Here is a 13,857-nt window from a genome sequence, read left to right as displayed (position 1 = left end):
GTATCTAGGGTCAGCACGTGGCTTTCATCATGGTGTGCGAAGACGACGCGGCGGTCCGCGGCGTCCTCATGCGCGCCCTGGAACACGACGGACACACCGTCTGCGTCGCCGCCACGGCCGACAGCCTGCTGCGGCAGCTCGCACCGGCGCCTCATCTGTTCGTCCTTGATCTCGGGCTCCCGGACGCCGACGGCCGCGACGTCTGCCTGGCCCTGCGGGCTCACGGCGTCGACGCGCCGGTGTTGATGCTCACCGCCTTGGACGGCCTGCATCACAAGGTGGGCGGCTTCGAGGCCGGCGCCGACGACTACATGACCAAACCCTTCGACATCCCCGAACTGCTGGTCCGCGTCCGAGCCCTGCTGCGTCGGGCCACCGTGGCGCCCGCACCTCGCGAGGTCGTCCTCGATCCGGCGAAGCACATGGTGACCTGCGATTCGGTGAGCCAGAGCCTGACCCCGACCGAGTTCCGGCTCCTGGGCCGTCTCATCGCCTCGCAGGGCGACGCTGTGCGTCGCCACGCCCTCATCGCCGCCGGCTGGCCGCACGGAGCGCAGGTCAGCGACAACACCCTCGACTCCTACGTGCGCCGGCTGCGGACCAAGCTCACTGCGTTGGGCGTGGCCGAACGTCTGGCGACCGTCCGCGGCGTGGGCTACCGATGGCAGTAACCGGATTCCGCAGCAGGGTCGTCGCGCTGACCGTACTGATCGCCACTGCCGTGGTCGCCATCTTGGTCGTGGTCTCGCACGTGCTGCTGAGCCGGGTGACGGACGCCGACGCGCAGGATCTGGCCCATGCCCGCGCCGAGGCCCTCGCGGCCAACGTCACCGCCAAGGGCGGCCGTGTCGTGCTCACGGAGAACAGCAGCGAGGCGCTGGACGAGGTCGCCTGGGTGTATGCCGGCGGCCGCCTGATCGACGGGAACGTGCCGCCGAACGTGGTCGATCACGTCAAGGAGATGGCGGACTCGGGGCGATCGCAGACCGCCACCGTCGGCAAGTACCTCCTGTACGCACGGCATGTCCCGATCGACGGCCACCACGTCATGGTGATCGTCCGGGTGGACCTCACCCCTTACGAGACATCCGAGCAGCGCAGCCTGACCTTGTCGCTGATCCTGGGCGGCCTCACGATCCTCCTCGCCGCCGGTGTCGCGCACCTCGTGGTGCACCGCGCGCTGCGGGTCGTGCACGAGATGGCCGCCCTCGCCGACGAATGGGGCCATCACGAACCCGGGCGGCGCTTCAACCTCGGAGCCCCCCGCGACGAGTTCGGAGAACTGGGACAGACCCTGGACCACCTCCTGGAGCGCGTCGACAACGCGCTGGCGGACGAGCGCCGGCTCACCGACGAGATCGCCCACGAACTGCGCACACCGCTCACGGTCCTGCGGGGCGAGGCGCAGCTGGCGCAGCTGTCCGGCGAGCCGGTGGCGCCGGAGGCGGTACTGAGCGAGGTCGACCGCCTCGATACGGCGATCACGACGATTCTGCGCGCCGCGCGCGCACGGACGGACGAGGGGACCCGCTGCGATCTGCGCTCCGCCGCGCGGCAGGCGATCGGCAACCGGGCGGTCGAGGTCGCCTTCCCGGCGAAGGTCGAGGTGGCCGTGGCGGCCGACGTCGCCGTGTCGCTGCTGTCCCCCCTGCTCGAGAACGGCCTGCGGCATGCGAAGTCCCGTGTGTGGATCACCGCGCACAACGAGGGTGAGGCAATCCTGGTCGATGTCCTGGACGACGGCCCCGGGTTCGATCCCGCCGAGATCGACCGGGTCTTCGAGGCGGGTGTGACCGGCGGTGGCGGGTACGGGCTGGGACTGCCGGTGGTCCGGCGCATCGCCGCCTCGGCCGGTGTGGAGGTCCGCGCGATCGCGGAAGGCCGCGGCCACGTCGAGGTGACATTCCCGGCCGCGCGTGCGATCACGTAATCAGGTTGCTTGCAGGTTCCCCGCGTAAGCCTCACTGCATGACAACGACAACGGAAGCACGCACAGGCAGCGGGCGCCTCATGCTCAACAAGGTCCCCGAGGTCACCATCTGGTTCTGGGTGATCAAGATCCTGTGCACCACCGTGGGCGAGAGCTTCGCCGACTGGATCAACATGAAGCTGGGTGTCGGCCTGGTGAACACGGCCTTGATCTTCACCGCGGTCTTCGTGGTGGTCCTGGCCGTCCAGCTGCGACTGAAGCGGTACGTCCCGTTCCCCTACTGGCTGACCGTGGTCGTGGTCAGCGTCACGGGCACCTTGTACACGGACATCCTCACCGACCAGCTGAACGTGCCGCTGTGGATCAGTTCCGCGGTGTTCTCGGTGCTCCTCGCGGTGGTCTTCGGCGTGTGGTGGGCGCGTGAGCGCACCCTGTCGATCCACTCGGTTACGACGCTGCCGCGGGAGTCGTTCTACTGGCTCGCTGTTCTCGTCACCTTCGCGCTCGGCACCGCGACCGGCGACTGGACCCTGGAGCTGACCGGCTGGAGCCCGGGTGTCTCGGTGCTGCTGCCGCTCGGCCTGATCGCGGCGATCACGGCGCTGTGGAGGTTCGGCGCGAACCCGGTGCTGTCCTTCTGGCTCGCCTACATCCTGACCCGCCCGCTGGGCGCGAACATCGGCGACTGGCTCGCCTCCCCCAAGGTCGCCCAGAACCCGGGCGACCCGACCGGTCTCGCGCTGGGCACGTTCACCACCAGCCTGATCTTCCTCGGCCTGATCCTGGCAACGGTCATCTACCTGACGGTGACGCGCTCGGATGTGACCGAGACCCACCAGGCGACCCACGCCGCACCGGTCAGCGGCGACCCGCGCAAGGAGCGCACCGCGCTGGCCGGCTTCGGACTGCTCGCCGTCGCCACCACGGGCCTGCTGGTCTGGGCCCACGGCCAGCCGCACGTCGGCCCGGCGCCGGAGACCGACAACACCTCCGCCGTCCAGCTGCCTCCCGGCCAGGCGGTGAAGAAGTTCCCGCCCGCGAAGGTCGCCGCGCTGAAGACCCTCGCCTCCACCTCGCTCAAGGACGCACGCTCGGGGAACACGACCGGGGCCCACGCGGCCGCCCAGTCGCTGCGTGACCTGTGGGATGCCGACCAGGCCTCGCTGCAACCGCTGGACCAGACCGGCTGGACCTCCATCGACGCCCAGATGGACAAAATGCTCAAGACCTTTGGCATCGACCACCCGAACCCGCCGATGTCGCCTGCGCAACAGGAGAAGGAACTGAACGCCCTCTTGGCGGACTTGGGCTGAAGCGTCGGCCGACCCGGCGATGGCCGAGGAGACCAGGCGGTGCGATGGCGGGTGCCTGCTCGTAGGCTGCGGCCATGACCGAGATCAAGACCCCGACGCCCCGCGACGCCTTCGAGCTGCTGCTGGCCGGTAACCAGCGCTTCATCTCCGGCACCCCCGAGCACCCGAACCAGGACGCCACCCGCCGCGCCGAGATCGCACCCTCCCAGCAGCCCTTCGCCGTGCTGTTCGGCTGTTCCGACTCCCGGCTGGCCGCCGAGATCATCTTCGACCGTGGCCTGGGTGACCTGTTCGTGGTGCGCACCGCGGGCCACGTCATGGGCCCGGAGGTGCTGGGCAGCATCGAGTTCGGCGTGGAGGTGCTGGGCTGCCCGCTGGTCGTGATCCTCGGGCACGACTCGTGCGGTGCGGTCGGCGCGGCGTGCGCTGCACTGGAGGATGGGCAGACGCCGGCCGGGTACGTTCGGGACGTCGTTGAGCGGGTGACCCCCAGCGTGCTGGCCGCGCGGGCCGCCGGACAGGTTGAGCCCGAGGAGATCCTCGCCGAGCACATAAGGCACACCGCCGACCTGCTGCTGGACCGCTCCCGGATGCTTGCCGAGAAGGTCGCTGCCGGGCAGGCCGCCGTGGTGGGCTTGCGCTACCGCCTGGCCGACGGCAGCGCGCAGCTCGTCGCCTCCCGCGGCCTCGATGCGGCGGGGATCGCCGCATCCTGACCGCTGTCGGCCGTGACTGATCAGCGTGATGTGCCGCGGTCGGAGGAACAACGGTGGGGTGCCTGCCGGAGATTCCGGCGGTGGAGGCTGCCTCCCACGGCAGCGGGACGCGCTCGCGGTTGACAGCGGCGTGTCCCGCCTGTCGCGGAACGTGTCAGGAGCCTGGCTGTCACCGGCGTCGCGGCAGAGGCTGCGAGCAGGCGAAGGCCGCTGGTTCGAAGCAGAGACGATCACGCAACGTGATCCGCCATCGCGTCGCGGGCGCGCAATGACGACACCTCTTGGCAGAATGCACAGGTGCAGCCACTGCCGGTTCCCTGCCCCGCTCACCTCATCCCGGTTGCCACCGGCACCAACGCCTTCCACGACGCCTACCGCAATGCCATGGCGCGCAATGCTGTATTCGTCGCCATCGAATCCGAGGGCCAACAGTGGACCGTGAAGGCGGACACCCTCACCGCCGGCTCCGGCCACATGGTCGCCGATGCCGTCAACGATGCCATCCGGGCCGCGATCCTCCGCCTGGTCGACAACCACGAGGTCGATTTCGGCGCCTACACAGGACCGGTGTACTTCATGATGCACGGCGTGCGGAACGAAGAACGAGCGCGCGAACTCGCCGCCGCACTCCGCGCTGCCCTCTACGAAGACCTTGCACCCCTGGCCCGCGCCGTGCCTCCCGCATCCTGACACTCCCGTAACCACCCAGGCCGCCGGCATCTCCTGCGTCTTCCGGCCGTACGCAGCCGCGGTAGAGGACAGCTTCTTCAAGGAACGGCGTCGGTGCTGGTCACACCGTGGGCCGGGGCCCCGCAGCGCGGCGGAGCCGGTTGGCGATCGCCAGTCCCAGCCCCTCCTCCACCGGCAAAGAAGCAACGATGAGGTCGCACCCCTGCTGGTCGAGTTCGCGCAGGAACCCGTACAGCCCGCGAGCGTAGGCCGCCATCGAGGCAGGGACCGTCACCGCGGCGTGCGCCTTCACCGGGACATCCGAGAAGGTGGGCGGAAGGAAGACGCCGACCTGGCACCCAAGCTCCGGAACCCTTCCGCCGACGGGCGACTGGATCCGCGGCATCAGCGTCAAGCAGCCGTAGACCACGTGCATCGCCGCCAGGGCCAAGACGATCGAGAACCGCCCGCAGCCCTGGTCCTGGCGCGGCTGGCTCCTGCTGCACGCGGGCCTGCAGACCGACCGACCGACCTGCCCTGCGCCTGCTGCTGGTCGCCCGCACGATCCGCGGCCGCGACCTGCCGACCGGCGCCGTGATCGGCGTCGCCGGGCTGACCGGCTGCCACCAGGACCCGGACGGCTCCCCGCCCTGCACCGAGTGGGCGGAGCCCGGCCTGTGGCACCTCGAGCTCACCGACGTCCAGGAGCTCGCCCTGCCGATCCCCCCACGCGGACAGCTCGGGCCCTGGAAGCCCACCGAGGACCTGGTCGCGCAGGTGCGTCAGCAGCTGCCCGACGTGCGTCCGTGAGCACCCGCCGTCGACCCGCACCCGCACCGCCCGAGCCGACCGCCGTACCAGTCCAGCTCCTGAACTGGCGCGACAGCAGGCACTTCGCCTGGCCACCACGCCTGAACTTCCCCTCCAGACGGAGGCCCCGTGAGCAGCACCGAACGCGACGTCGACCACGCCCTCGCCTCCCCCGAGCCGCCGGCCTCGCCGCTCTGGCACCGCCACGGCGCGAAGGCCCGCCCGCTCACCGACGCCCAGAGGCGACGCAACCGCGAGCTGCTGGACATCGCCCAGCGCACCACCCGACCCCGCTCCCCTCGCCCCACCGAGACCCTGGCGGAGGCCAGCTGATGGACGCCAAGCACTGCGCCGTCGACAGCTGGGTCGACGCGATCCCCGCCCCCGGCCCGAACGGCACCGCCACCTTCGGCCTGATCGTCCGGCCCGCAGTCATCGACACCGTCGCCGAGGACGCCCCCGACACGGTCGTCACCTGCACCAGCGGCAACCCCCGGATCACCCACGAGCTGCTGAACGGCATACAGCCCGGCGACCTTCTGCGCGCGACCGGCGCCCTGGTCCAGCCGTCGGTGCCCGGCGAGCCCGCCCGGCTCACCGTCGACGTCCTGGAGGTCCTGGACACCGCGCTCATCCCGGTCCTGCGGGAGATGCTGCTCGACAGGTACGGCGACTACGTCGTCATCTTCGACGCCGACACCGACGCCGTGCCCGTCTTCACCACGCACGGGACGTGGGTCGGCCTGGCGGACAACCCTGACGCCATCGCCCACCTCATCGACATCCACGAGCGCGTGAACGGTGGTGACGCCTGATGGCCGCCACCACCGCGCAGCCCCGCACCGTCCTGGAGCGCTTCCCCGCCGGAGCCCCCCGCGGCTCCTGGCCGGCCGAAGAGTACTCCGCCCCCCAGCGCGCCCAGGGCACCAACGCTCAGGTCGTGATGGACCTGGCGAGCGACCAGTTCCTCGTGGTCAACGACACCACCCCTCAGTAGCACCACCTCGGAGCGCCGCGCCCGCCCTTCCCGGCCTGGCGCGGCGCTCCACACGTCCCGTCCTTCCACCACCGAGCAGGAGGCTCTTCCTTGCGCCCGATCCGTCTGACCTCGTTCGGCTACCTCCACCTGCCCACCGGCCCGGACGGCTCCCCCGTCCCGCCCGCCGCCGACCGGATCGAGGACGTCCGCGACCGGCTCCGCGACCCGGCCGCCGCCCGCGACATCCTCGACCTGGACGGCCTCAACCCCCGCGTCCAGGACGTCGTCCTGAACACTCCCGGCGCCCGCGAGCTGTTCGCCAACCTCGCGGACTACGCCGACCTGCCCGCCGACCCCAGCCGCATCGCCATCGGCTGTGCGCGAGGCCGGCACCGTGCCAGCGGTCTTACCGAACTCCTGGCCCGAGCACTCCGGAACCGTGGCCGCGAGGTCGTAGTCGAGCACCTGCACGTCTATCTGCCGCGCGTCCTGAAGACGCCCGCCAGCCCCCGCACCGCCAACCCCGAGCAGGAGACCGCCCGATGATCCGTCGCTTCCGCCTCTGTGGCCACGGCCCCGGCGCCCTCACCCCCGAGGACCAGGCCATCGTCGACCAGTTCCGCGCGATGCTCGCCGCCATGCGCGACCCGGAGCCCTGGACGCCCGGCCGCTCCCAGGACATCGCCGTGCGCATCGGCCCGTTCATCGAGCGCGCACACCCGCGACCCGGCGACGACCACGGCACCGAGATGATCGCCGTGGCCCTGGTCCACCCCGACACCCCACACGCCGCGGCTTACCGCCACGCCCGCCGGCCTTGCTGGTCCAGTTCCGCACGACGTACCTCCGCGTGGGCCTTGCTCAGTCGGATGCAGAGCCGCAGTAGATAGCCCGCCGTTGCTGTCCCCACCGTGACCCCGATCGTCACCGGATCCATACCCACTCCACTTGTTCCGGCAGCGCGACCGCCGCGCTGCATCTGCTCCTTAAAGCAAGAAATCCGGCGAACGTGACATCGTTGAACCGCAAGGATCTTTGGCAGTGCGGCACCACACGGTGCCTGAGGCGCGCTCACCAGGTGAAAAACGGTGGGGGACAGCAAGGTCATTGGACGAGCCGCGGGCCGCGGGTTGCGGACTCCGGTCTCGGCTGTATGGCGATCTGCGTCGGCCAGCGGACGCCGAGGACCTGGTAGCTACTGCGGCCGCGAGTGGCACGACACCTGGCGCACGATCGGGGCACACTGCCCACCAAGCCGGTTGCCATCACGATCACTGCCTGCGGCGTCCCGCCGGCCCAAACCACACCGACTCCGATGTGGCATCCGCGGCGCCGGGGGCCGGGCGGGCGGGCCGCGTCAGGCGACGACCAGGTGACCGTGACCCGTCTCTTCCGCGGTGCGGCGGCAGAGCTGACAGCGGTAGTCGGCTTGGCGCATGAGCTCGTCGAAGTCGTCACAGCTGAGGCGGTACCGCGTCTGACTGCAAGGGCGGTCACGGGGGCGCTCGTGCTGGGGCATCCGTCAAACCCCCTTGGGAAAGGTTCTCGAGGACGTCACGCCGCCGTGCTGTGAAACCGCTTTCGTCGAAGGCGTTCCCACCCACCGGTTCCTGCCGGGGCCCGTCGGGACTGCCGCTGGTCAGCGAGGCACTCCAGGCTCGCGGCTGGTCCGAGGAAGACATCCAACTGGTGCTGGGCGCGAACGTGCTGACCCTGTTCCACGCTAAGCTCGGCAGGCCCGCCGCGCCCGCGACGGGGACTCCGATCTGATCTCGGCACATGGCTGCGACGAGCTTCTCGGCGCTGGCGGTGAGCTGCTGCTGGTCCACCAGGCTGGTCTAGGTCCGCCGCCGGCGCACCCCCACGGCCGCCCCAACTGCTCATGGTCACTGCCTGTTTGCCGGACGGCCCACGCAACTGTCTGCGTTGGAAACGTGATCGACCTGAGGGCTCCCGGGATGTCGTACCTCTGCAGCGCCATCGTGTCCCGGCCTGCGGGTGACGAGAACCCGATACGGCGAGGCGCTCGGATTCCGCACGCCTTCCGCTTCCGGGTCGACGGGGGCGTCGGGGTCGTCGGGGAACGCGGTGAAGATGTCTTGACCCACCAGATCGTCCCGAGTACGGACTGGCCGTGGCAGCAACAGAACCACGTGATCAACCTGTACTGGCATCTCACCGGTGGCCGTCCCCGCCGCCGGACGGGCGAGAGCCTGCACGCCTTGACTGTCACGGTGTGACCTTGGTGAACCAGCGCGGGAAAGGGCCCGGTGCCCTTGGGCACCGGGCTTGTGGTTCTTCCCGTCGGTGTTGGTTCAGCTGACGTTGAGGGCGGTGTCGTCGACGACGAAGCTGGTGGTGCCGCCGTTGGTGTCGGTTTCGGTGCCGGTGAACTTGAGGGTGATGGTCTGTCCGGCGTAGGCGGAGACGTCGACGGTGTGCTGGGCGTAGCCGGTGTTGTGGTTCAGGTTGGAGTAGGAGGCGACGGTTCCCAGGACGCTGCCGCTGGAGCTGAGAACCTTGACGCTGAGCGTGTCCGGAGTCGCCGTGGTCGTGTTCTCGCTGGTGTCGATGTGCAGCCAGTAGCTCAGGGTCGCCGTGGCGCAGCCGGACGGCACGGTGACGGTCTGGGCGATCGTGTCCGTGTCGGCCGTGCCGTTGCCGTTGAACCAGGCCTCCCAGCTGCCCGAGTGGGCGGGTTCCGCGCTGGTCGACTGGGTGATCGGACTGAAGCTGAGCGTGGAGGTGGCGGTCCAGGGTGCGTTGTTGCTGCCGTTCTCGAAGCCCGGGTTGCCCAGCAGTTGCGCGGCGGTGCAACCGCCGGTCGGCGCGTTGACGGTCAGGGTGTAGGTGGTGGTGTGGCTGCCCGAGGCGGCCGTGCCCTTGATGGTGACGGGATAGCTGCCGGCCGGGGTGGTCGAGTCGGTGGTGATGGTCAGCGTGCTGCTCGCGCCGGTGGTCACCGAGGAGGGGCTGAAGGACGCCGTGGCCCCGCCGGGCAGGCCGGAGGCCGACAGGGACACCGACTGGGCGCTGCCGGAAGTCACGGACGTGTTCACGGTGGTGGTGGCGGATGAGCCGGCCGTGACCGTGCCGGAGGCCGGGGAGGTGCTGACAGAGAAGTCCTGCGTGGTGCCGCTTCCGGCGGCCGCCTGCTGCAGTGCCGCGCCGACGATGGCGGTGCCGGTCATGTCGATGGCGGGTTCGCTGCTCTGCCAGGAGCGGACGTCGTCGACGTAGCGGCTGCTGTGGCCGGTGTAGGCGGAGAAGGGGTCGCTGCCGCCGGGCGGGCAGGCGGCCATGCCGGTCTCGTAGGAGCCGAGGCCGCCGGAGAACTGGCTGGAGCTGTTGGGGCCGTTGACGAGGGCGCCGGTGGCGATGGCGCCGGTGCCGTCGGTGCTGCCGGATATGTTGGCGACCTGGTGCTGCGGGCAATGCGGGAAGGTGCTGCCCTCGCCCACCATGAAGCTGGTGCCCCACGCGTTGGCGCCCAGGAGCCAGTCGCGCTGTTCGGTGGCGAAGTCGGCGTAGGACTTGTCGTTGCTGGCCTGCCGGTACAGGGCCTCGGTGGCGATGAGGCCGAAGGTGTGGGCGTTGACGTCGAAGTCGGTGTAGTTGCCGCCGGCGTGGAAGATGTCCGAGGCCGCCTTGGTGGCGCCGGTGCGGACCTGCTTCTTGAGGTCGGCGATCAGCTGGGTGGTGGTGACGGCGAGGCCGGAGGGGTTGCCCGCGGCGGTGATCGCCTTGATGAGGTCGGCGTGCGCGAGCGCGCTTGTGTCGTACAGGTTGAAGGTGTCGCCGCCGCTGTCGGAGGCGAGGTAGTCGCTCGCCCAGGTCGCCCCCTGGGAGACGTAGGTGGAGGGGTCGTGGCCGAGCGCCTTCGCGGCGAGGGCGATCTCCGCGGCGCCGAACTCCATGTCGTCGTGCCAGGTCGACTCGGGGTAGTAGTCGTTGGGCTGGGTGGTGGTGAGCGGGTTGGGCGGGCTGCTGGTGTTGGCGTTCGCGTAGAGGGAGGTCGCCGCCTGGTACTCGGCGGCGGCCTGCGTCGGGTTGGAGGTGGCGTCGACCTGCGCGGCCAGCGCGAACGCGGCGGAGATGCGCCCGGCCAGGTTGGGGCTGACCTTGGCGCCCGCGTTGGCTGCCTGGAAGACGGGGCGGTGCGCCGCGGCGTAGCGGTCCTTGCTCGCGGTGTCGGAGTCGTCCTTCTGCGGCAGCCGCCACAGGTCGTGGTCGCCGGTGAAGGTCCCCGCGGAGTTGCCGGAGCCGATGCCGACCTGGAGGTAGAGCGTCTTGGTGCTCTGGTTCCACGCCTTGTTCAGCCAGGTCTCGCCGAAGTGCGCCTCGGCGCCGAGGGAGGCCGGCGCGCCGCTGCCCAGGGCGCGCTGGGCAGCGAACAGCAGGGCGTCGCCGTAGGCGGTGGTGTGGGTGAACTTGAGGTAGTCGCCCGCGTCGAACCAGCCGCCGGAGACGTCGACCGAGCCGCCGATCTTGCTGAGGTCGCTGTTGGTGATGGTGTCGCTGCCGCCGGACTCGAAGGACGGCCAGGCGTAGATGTTGGCGGATGCGTCGTTCAGGTGGGAGGCCTGGCGGTTCAGTGCGCCGGCGATGACGTTGGAACCGTCGCGCTGGGTCTGGAAGAAGGTGACGCCGTCGGCGACGAGTTTGCCGTAGAGCGAGTCGGCGCTCTTGATGGTGAAGGACGGCGAGGAGGCCGTGGTGCCGCCGGACACCTGGATGTGGTACGTGCCCGGGGTGGTGAGGCTGTTGAAGGAGATCGGATACACGTCCGGGTAGGACGTGTTCCACGAGCCGACGCTGGTGCTGCCGACGTTGCCGGACAGGACGGTGGCGCCGGAGGAGTCGACGACGCTGAAGGTCGCGCCGCTGACCGCCGATCCGGTCATCAGGTAGGCCTGCTTGGCCTCGCCGGGCAGGTATCCCGCCTGGTCGACGCGGATGCGGGAAGGGGAGACGGCTTCGGCCGGGGAGGCGGCGGTGAGCGCGAGGGCGGCGAGGACGCCGGTGATGGCGACGGCCGCGACCGCGGCCCTGAGCCGTCGCTCCTGGCGCGGGGGCTGTGCGGACAAGGGATCTCCCAACGAACGTCGTGCGGGCGGAAGGACGAACGGAAGTGGTGGCCCCCCGTTTTGGTGCGCCGCGGCTGGTCAGACCCGGGTCAGCTGGTCGTGATGTCGTCGTAGAGGGTGTAGGTGGCGTCGCCGGGGTTGTTCTCGTCGTGGGAGACGAGGGTGAGGGTGTAGGAGTGGCCGGCGGTGATGGCGGCGGAGACCTTCTTCCAGCCGGCGCCCAGGGTGCAGGTCTTGCCGAGCACGGTCGTGGTGGTGCCGGCGGTGTTGTCCTTCAGCGTGGCGGTGGCCCAGTCCCAGCTGACGTCGTCGGGGCAGGCGAGGTTGTAGTCGAAGGAGACGGTGCCGTTGCCGCTGGGGGCGGTGAAGGTCTGGGAGACCTTGGAGTCGCCGTTGGTCGGTGAGGTGCTGCCCAGCCGGGCGGCGTAGCTGCCGGTGTGCACCGGCGAGGTCACGAGCGAGGTCGTGCCCGAACGGCTCCAGCCGGTGAAGTCCCCCGACTCGAAACCGCCGTTGACGATCCCGTTGCCGCCCCCGGTGCTGCCGGAGGACGTGAAGGGCGCCCACGCATTGCTGAAGTACCAGGTGGGCTGGGAGATCCCGGAACAGGAGTCGGCGCCGGCGGTGCCGGGGCAGCCGCCGTTGTCCCGCTCGGAGGCCCACATCGAGATCTCGTTGATCCCCTTGCTCTTGGCCCAGTCGAGCACGGTGGTGGCGTCGGTCTGGGTGAAGGTCTCGGCCGCACCGTAGTCGTCGATGCCGGGCATCTCGGTGACGCCGACCATGGCCCACAGCTGGGCGGAGGTCTTCGACGGGTACAGCGAGGCCAGGTAGGTCTCCAGCCCCTGGGCCGCGGTCTCGGTGGCGTTGGCCATCTGGATCGTGGCGCCGGTGTAGTAGTCGAAGGTCATGATGTTGACGACGTCGATGCGGGCGCCGTTGGCCACGGCGTTGGACAGCACCCCCTTGCCGCCGGAGTCGAGGCCGTCGGTGTTGGTCGGCAGCGTGTAGGAGAACTGCACGTGACGGCCGTTGGCGGCGGCCCAGCTCTCCACCTGGGCGATGGCCTTGTTGCGGCGGTCGATGCCGGCCGAGTTGGTGAGGGAGTCCTGTTCCACGTCGAAGTCGACGCGGGAGAGGTCGTACTTGGTGATGACGTTCTCGATCGCGGCGGCGATGGAGCTGACGCTGGTGCAGCTGTCCGCGATCTCGGTGTTGGTGGTGTCGGCGGTGTAGCCGCCGAAGGAGGGGATGACGTCGCCGCCGCGCGAGCGGATGGTGGAGATGGACGTGGCGAACGTCGTGCCGATGGGCTGGCTGGTGTCGCCGTCCCAGTAGACGGTGCACGAGCCCGCGGACGCCGTCTGGACGAAGGCCATCGACAGGTACTTGGCGCCGGAGTTCTGCGCGACGACGGCCGGGTCGTCACCGGAATAGGCCTCGAAGTAGGGCGCGAAGACATGCGCCGGGAAGGGGGTCGCCGCGTGCGCCGCCGGGGCGGTCGCGCCCACGGCGAGACCGAAGGCGGCCAGTGCGGTGATCAGGGCCGAAGCCGTGGCACGCCGTCGGGTGCGTCTGGGAACAGAGTTCATGAAGTGGCTCCTTGGCTGCACGGGGCAGGGGTGGGCGGAGCGGGGACACTCGCCGAGGAGAAGCTACTGTTGGGAAAGTTTACTAACGATGCGCGGACGCTAGTGGCGGGCACGGCACCGCGTCAACGCCCTTGGCCGAATTGCCGTGCCTGATTCGACCTCCTGCCGGGCGCACCAGCACGCCGCCGGGGCCCGCAGGAGACCGCCGCGGGTGCCGGGAAAAGACGCGCGCGCCCCGGCAGCACCGCCCCGACGAGGGACCCGGACGCTCCCGGGGCGGCCTGACCTGCAAAATCCATCTCGCCGGTGAGGACGGACGCCGCCCACTGGCCCTGCTGATCACCCCGGGCCAGTGGGGCGACGCCCCGCGACTCATCCCGGCCATGGAACGCATCCGCGTCGGCCGACTGGGCGGCGGGCGCCCCCGCACCCGCACCCGCACCGCACCCGGCCCGGCCATCTCGGCGGCGACAGGGCGTACTCCCTCCCGCCGCAGCCGACGCTACCTGCGCCGACGCCAGATCAAGCACACCATCCCCGAGCCGGAGAACCAGCGGGCCAACCGCCAAGCCCGCGGGAGCAAGGGCGGCCGACCCGCTGGCTTCGACAGGACGATCTGCGAGAGGAGGAACGAAGTCGAGCGGACGATCAACGCTCTCAAGACCATCCGGGCGGTCGCCACGAGGTTCGACAAGCGCGCCTACGTCTTCCATGGCACCGTCACCGTTGCCTCGATCCGACTCTGGCTTTGCACCTGACCC

The 13,857-nt window shown here is 70.1% G+C and carries 13 protein-coding genes and 3 pseudogenes; 13 read left to right on the top strand and 3 right to left on the bottom strand.

The features are described from left to right. Positions 1 to 17: 17 nt before the first annotated feature. The 5 genes from ACH4UM_RS37500 (at position 18) to ACH4UM_RS37480 (ending at position 4,649) form a co-directional block, all read left to right on the top strand. The gene (locus ACH4UM_RS37500) at positions 18 to 671 is read left to right on the top strand and encodes a response regulator transcription factor (protein ID WP_398189771.1); all 654 of its coding nucleotides are present in this window, start codon (positions 18 to 20) and stop codon (positions 669 to 671) included. Beyond that, complete coding sequence (locus tag ACH4UM_RS37495; RefSeq protein ID WP_398189768.1) at positions 662 to 1,930, top strand: sensor histidine kinase; 1,269 nt, start codon at positions 662 to 664, stop codon at positions 1,928 to 1,930. Before ACH4UM_RS37500 ends, ACH4UM_RS37495 begins: the two co-directional genes overlap by 10 nt. A 38-nt stretch (positions 1,931 to 1,968) precedes the next feature. Then, the gene (locus ACH4UM_RS37490; protein WP_398189765.1) at positions 1,969 to 3,243 is read left to right on the top strand and encodes a hypothetical protein; all 1,275 of its coding nucleotides are present in this window, start codon (positions 1,969 to 1,971) and stop codon (positions 3,241 to 3,243) included. A 74-nt stretch (positions 3,244 to 3,317) separates the two neighbouring features. Further along, positions 3,318 to 3,959 carry a carbonic anhydrase gene (locus tag ACH4UM_RS37485; protein ID WP_398189762.1) on the top strand — a complete coding sequence of 214 codons (642 nt, stop codon included), beginning with the start codon at positions 3,318 to 3,320 and terminating at the stop codon, positions 3,957 to 3,959. Positions 3,960 to 4,256: 297 nt separating this feature from the next. Further along, complete coding sequence (locus ACH4UM_RS37480; RefSeq protein WP_398189760.1) at positions 4,257 to 4,649, top strand: hypothetical protein; 393 nt, start codon at positions 4,257 to 4,259, stop codon at positions 4,647 to 4,649. A 100-nt stretch (positions 4,650 to 4,749) separates the two neighbouring features. Here the strand turns inward: ACH4UM_RS37480 and ACH4UM_RS37475 are convergent. Then, positions 4,750 to 4,995 (bottom strand): annotated as a pseudogene (locus ACH4UM_RS37475) (Sua5 family C-terminal domain-containing protein); the annotation flags it as partial. On the opposite strand from ACH4UM_RS37475, the pseudogene ACH4UM_RS37470 reads away from it, so the two are divergent. From ACH4UM_RS37470 to ACH4UM_RS37440, 7 genes and pseudogenes are all read left to right on the top strand, one after another. Further along, positions 4,958 to 5,438: pseudogene (locus tag ACH4UM_RS37470) on the top strand (hypothetical protein). The pseudogenes ACH4UM_RS37475 and ACH4UM_RS37470 sit on opposite strands and share 38 nt — an antisense overlap. Before the next feature lie 129 nt (positions 5,439 to 5,567). Then, a complete protein-coding gene (locus tag ACH4UM_RS37465) occupies positions 5,568 to 5,771 on the top strand; it encodes a hypothetical protein (protein WP_398189757.1) in 204 nt (67 codons plus the stop codon). Beyond that, positions 5,771 to 6,253 (top strand): hypothetical protein, encoded by a 483-nt coding sequence (locus ACH4UM_RS37460; RefSeq protein ID WP_398189755.1) that lies wholly within the window; start codon positions 5,771 to 5,773, stop codon positions 6,251 to 6,253. Before ACH4UM_RS37465 ends, ACH4UM_RS37460 begins: the two co-directional genes overlap by 1 nt. Beyond that, positions 6,253 to 6,435 carry a hypothetical protein gene (locus ACH4UM_RS37455; protein ID WP_398189752.1) on the top strand — a complete coding sequence of 61 codons (183 nt, stop codon included), beginning with the start codon at positions 6,253 to 6,255 and terminating at the stop codon, positions 6,433 to 6,435. The genes ACH4UM_RS37460 and ACH4UM_RS37455 overlap by 1 nt, the downstream gene beginning before the upstream one ends. A gap of 90 nt (positions 6,436 to 6,525) precedes the next feature. Next, positions 6,526 to 6,963 carry a hypothetical protein gene (locus tag ACH4UM_RS37450; protein ID WP_398189749.1) on the top strand — a complete coding sequence of 146 codons (438 nt, stop codon included), beginning with the start codon at positions 6,526 to 6,528 and terminating at the stop codon, positions 6,961 to 6,963. Continuing rightward, the gene (locus ACH4UM_RS37445) at positions 6,960 to 7,307 is read left to right on the top strand and encodes a hypothetical protein (protein WP_398189746.1); all 348 of its coding nucleotides are present in this window, start codon (positions 6,960 to 6,962) and stop codon (positions 7,305 to 7,307) included. Before ACH4UM_RS37450 ends, ACH4UM_RS37445 begins: the two co-directional genes overlap by 4 nt. Before the next feature lie 679 nt (positions 7,308 to 7,986). Beyond that, the gene (locus ACH4UM_RS37440; RefSeq protein WP_398189743.1) at positions 7,987 to 8,187 is read left to right on the top strand and encodes a hypothetical protein; all 201 of its coding nucleotides are present in this window, start codon (positions 7,987 to 7,989) and stop codon (positions 8,185 to 8,187) included. Positions 8,188 to 8,732: 545 nt separating this feature from the next. Here the strand turns inward: ACH4UM_RS37440 and ACH4UM_RS37435 are convergent. Both ACH4UM_RS37435 and ACH4UM_RS37430 read right to left on the bottom strand, forming a co-directional pair. After that, positions 8,733 to 11,504, bottom strand: a complete 2,772-nt coding sequence (locus tag ACH4UM_RS37435; RefSeq protein ID WP_398189740.1) for a glycoside hydrolase family 9 protein — start codon at positions 11,502 to 11,504, stop codon at positions 8,733 to 8,735. Between the two features lie 89 nt (positions 11,505 to 11,593). Next, positions 11,594 to 13,096, bottom strand: coding sequence for a glycosyl hydrolase family 18 protein (locus tag ACH4UM_RS37430; RefSeq protein ID WP_398189738.1), 1,503 nt, complete (start codon positions 13,094 to 13,096; stop codon positions 11,594 to 11,596). Between the two features lie 151 nt (positions 13,097 to 13,247). Here ACH4UM_RS37430 and ACH4UM_RS37425 point away from each other — a divergent pair. Beyond that, positions 13,248 to 13,854, top strand: a pseudogene (locus ACH4UM_RS37425) (IS5 family transposase); the annotation flags it as partial. Positions 13,855 to 13,857 lie beyond the last annotated feature (3 nt).

Source organism: Streptomyces sp. NPDC020801, assembly GCF_044334385.1.
In the GTDB taxonomy this organism is placed as follows: Bacteria; Actinomycetota; Actinomycetes; order Streptomycetales; family Streptomycetaceae; genus Streptomyces.
Note: the sequence above shows the minus strand (reverse complement) of the source record. Positions and strands in the feature narration are given on the sequence as shown.

Excerpts from the sequence above, each read along its gene's own strand:
- ACH4UM_RS37455 (WP_398189752.1), top strand. The coding sequence starts at position 6,253 with ATGGCCGCCACCACCGCGCAGCCCCGCACCGTCCTGGAGCGCTTCCCC.
- ACH4UM_RS37445 (WP_398189746.1), top strand. The coding sequence starts at position 6,960 with ATGATCCGTCGCTTCCGCCTCTGTGGCCACGGCCCCGGCGCCCTCACC.
- ACH4UM_RS37430 (WP_398189738.1), bottom strand. The coding sequence starts at position 13,096 with ATGAACTCTGTTCCCAGACGCACCCGACGGCGTGCCACGGCTTCGGCC.
- ACH4UM_RS37495 (WP_398189768.1), top strand. The coding sequence starts at position 662 with ATGGCAGTAACCGGATTCCGCAGCAGGGTCGTCGCGCTGACCGTACTG.
- ACH4UM_RS37490 (WP_398189765.1), top strand. The coding sequence starts at position 1,969 with ATGACAACGACAACGGAAGCACGCACAGGCAGCGGGCGCCTCATGCTC.
- ACH4UM_RS37460 (WP_398189755.1), top strand. The coding sequence starts at position 5,771 with ATGGACGCCAAGCACTGCGCCGTCGACAGCTGGGTCGACGCGATCCCC.
- ACH4UM_RS37485 (WP_398189762.1), top strand. The coding sequence starts at position 3,318 with ATGACCGAGATCAAGACCCCGACGCCCCGCGACGCCTTCGAGCTGCTG.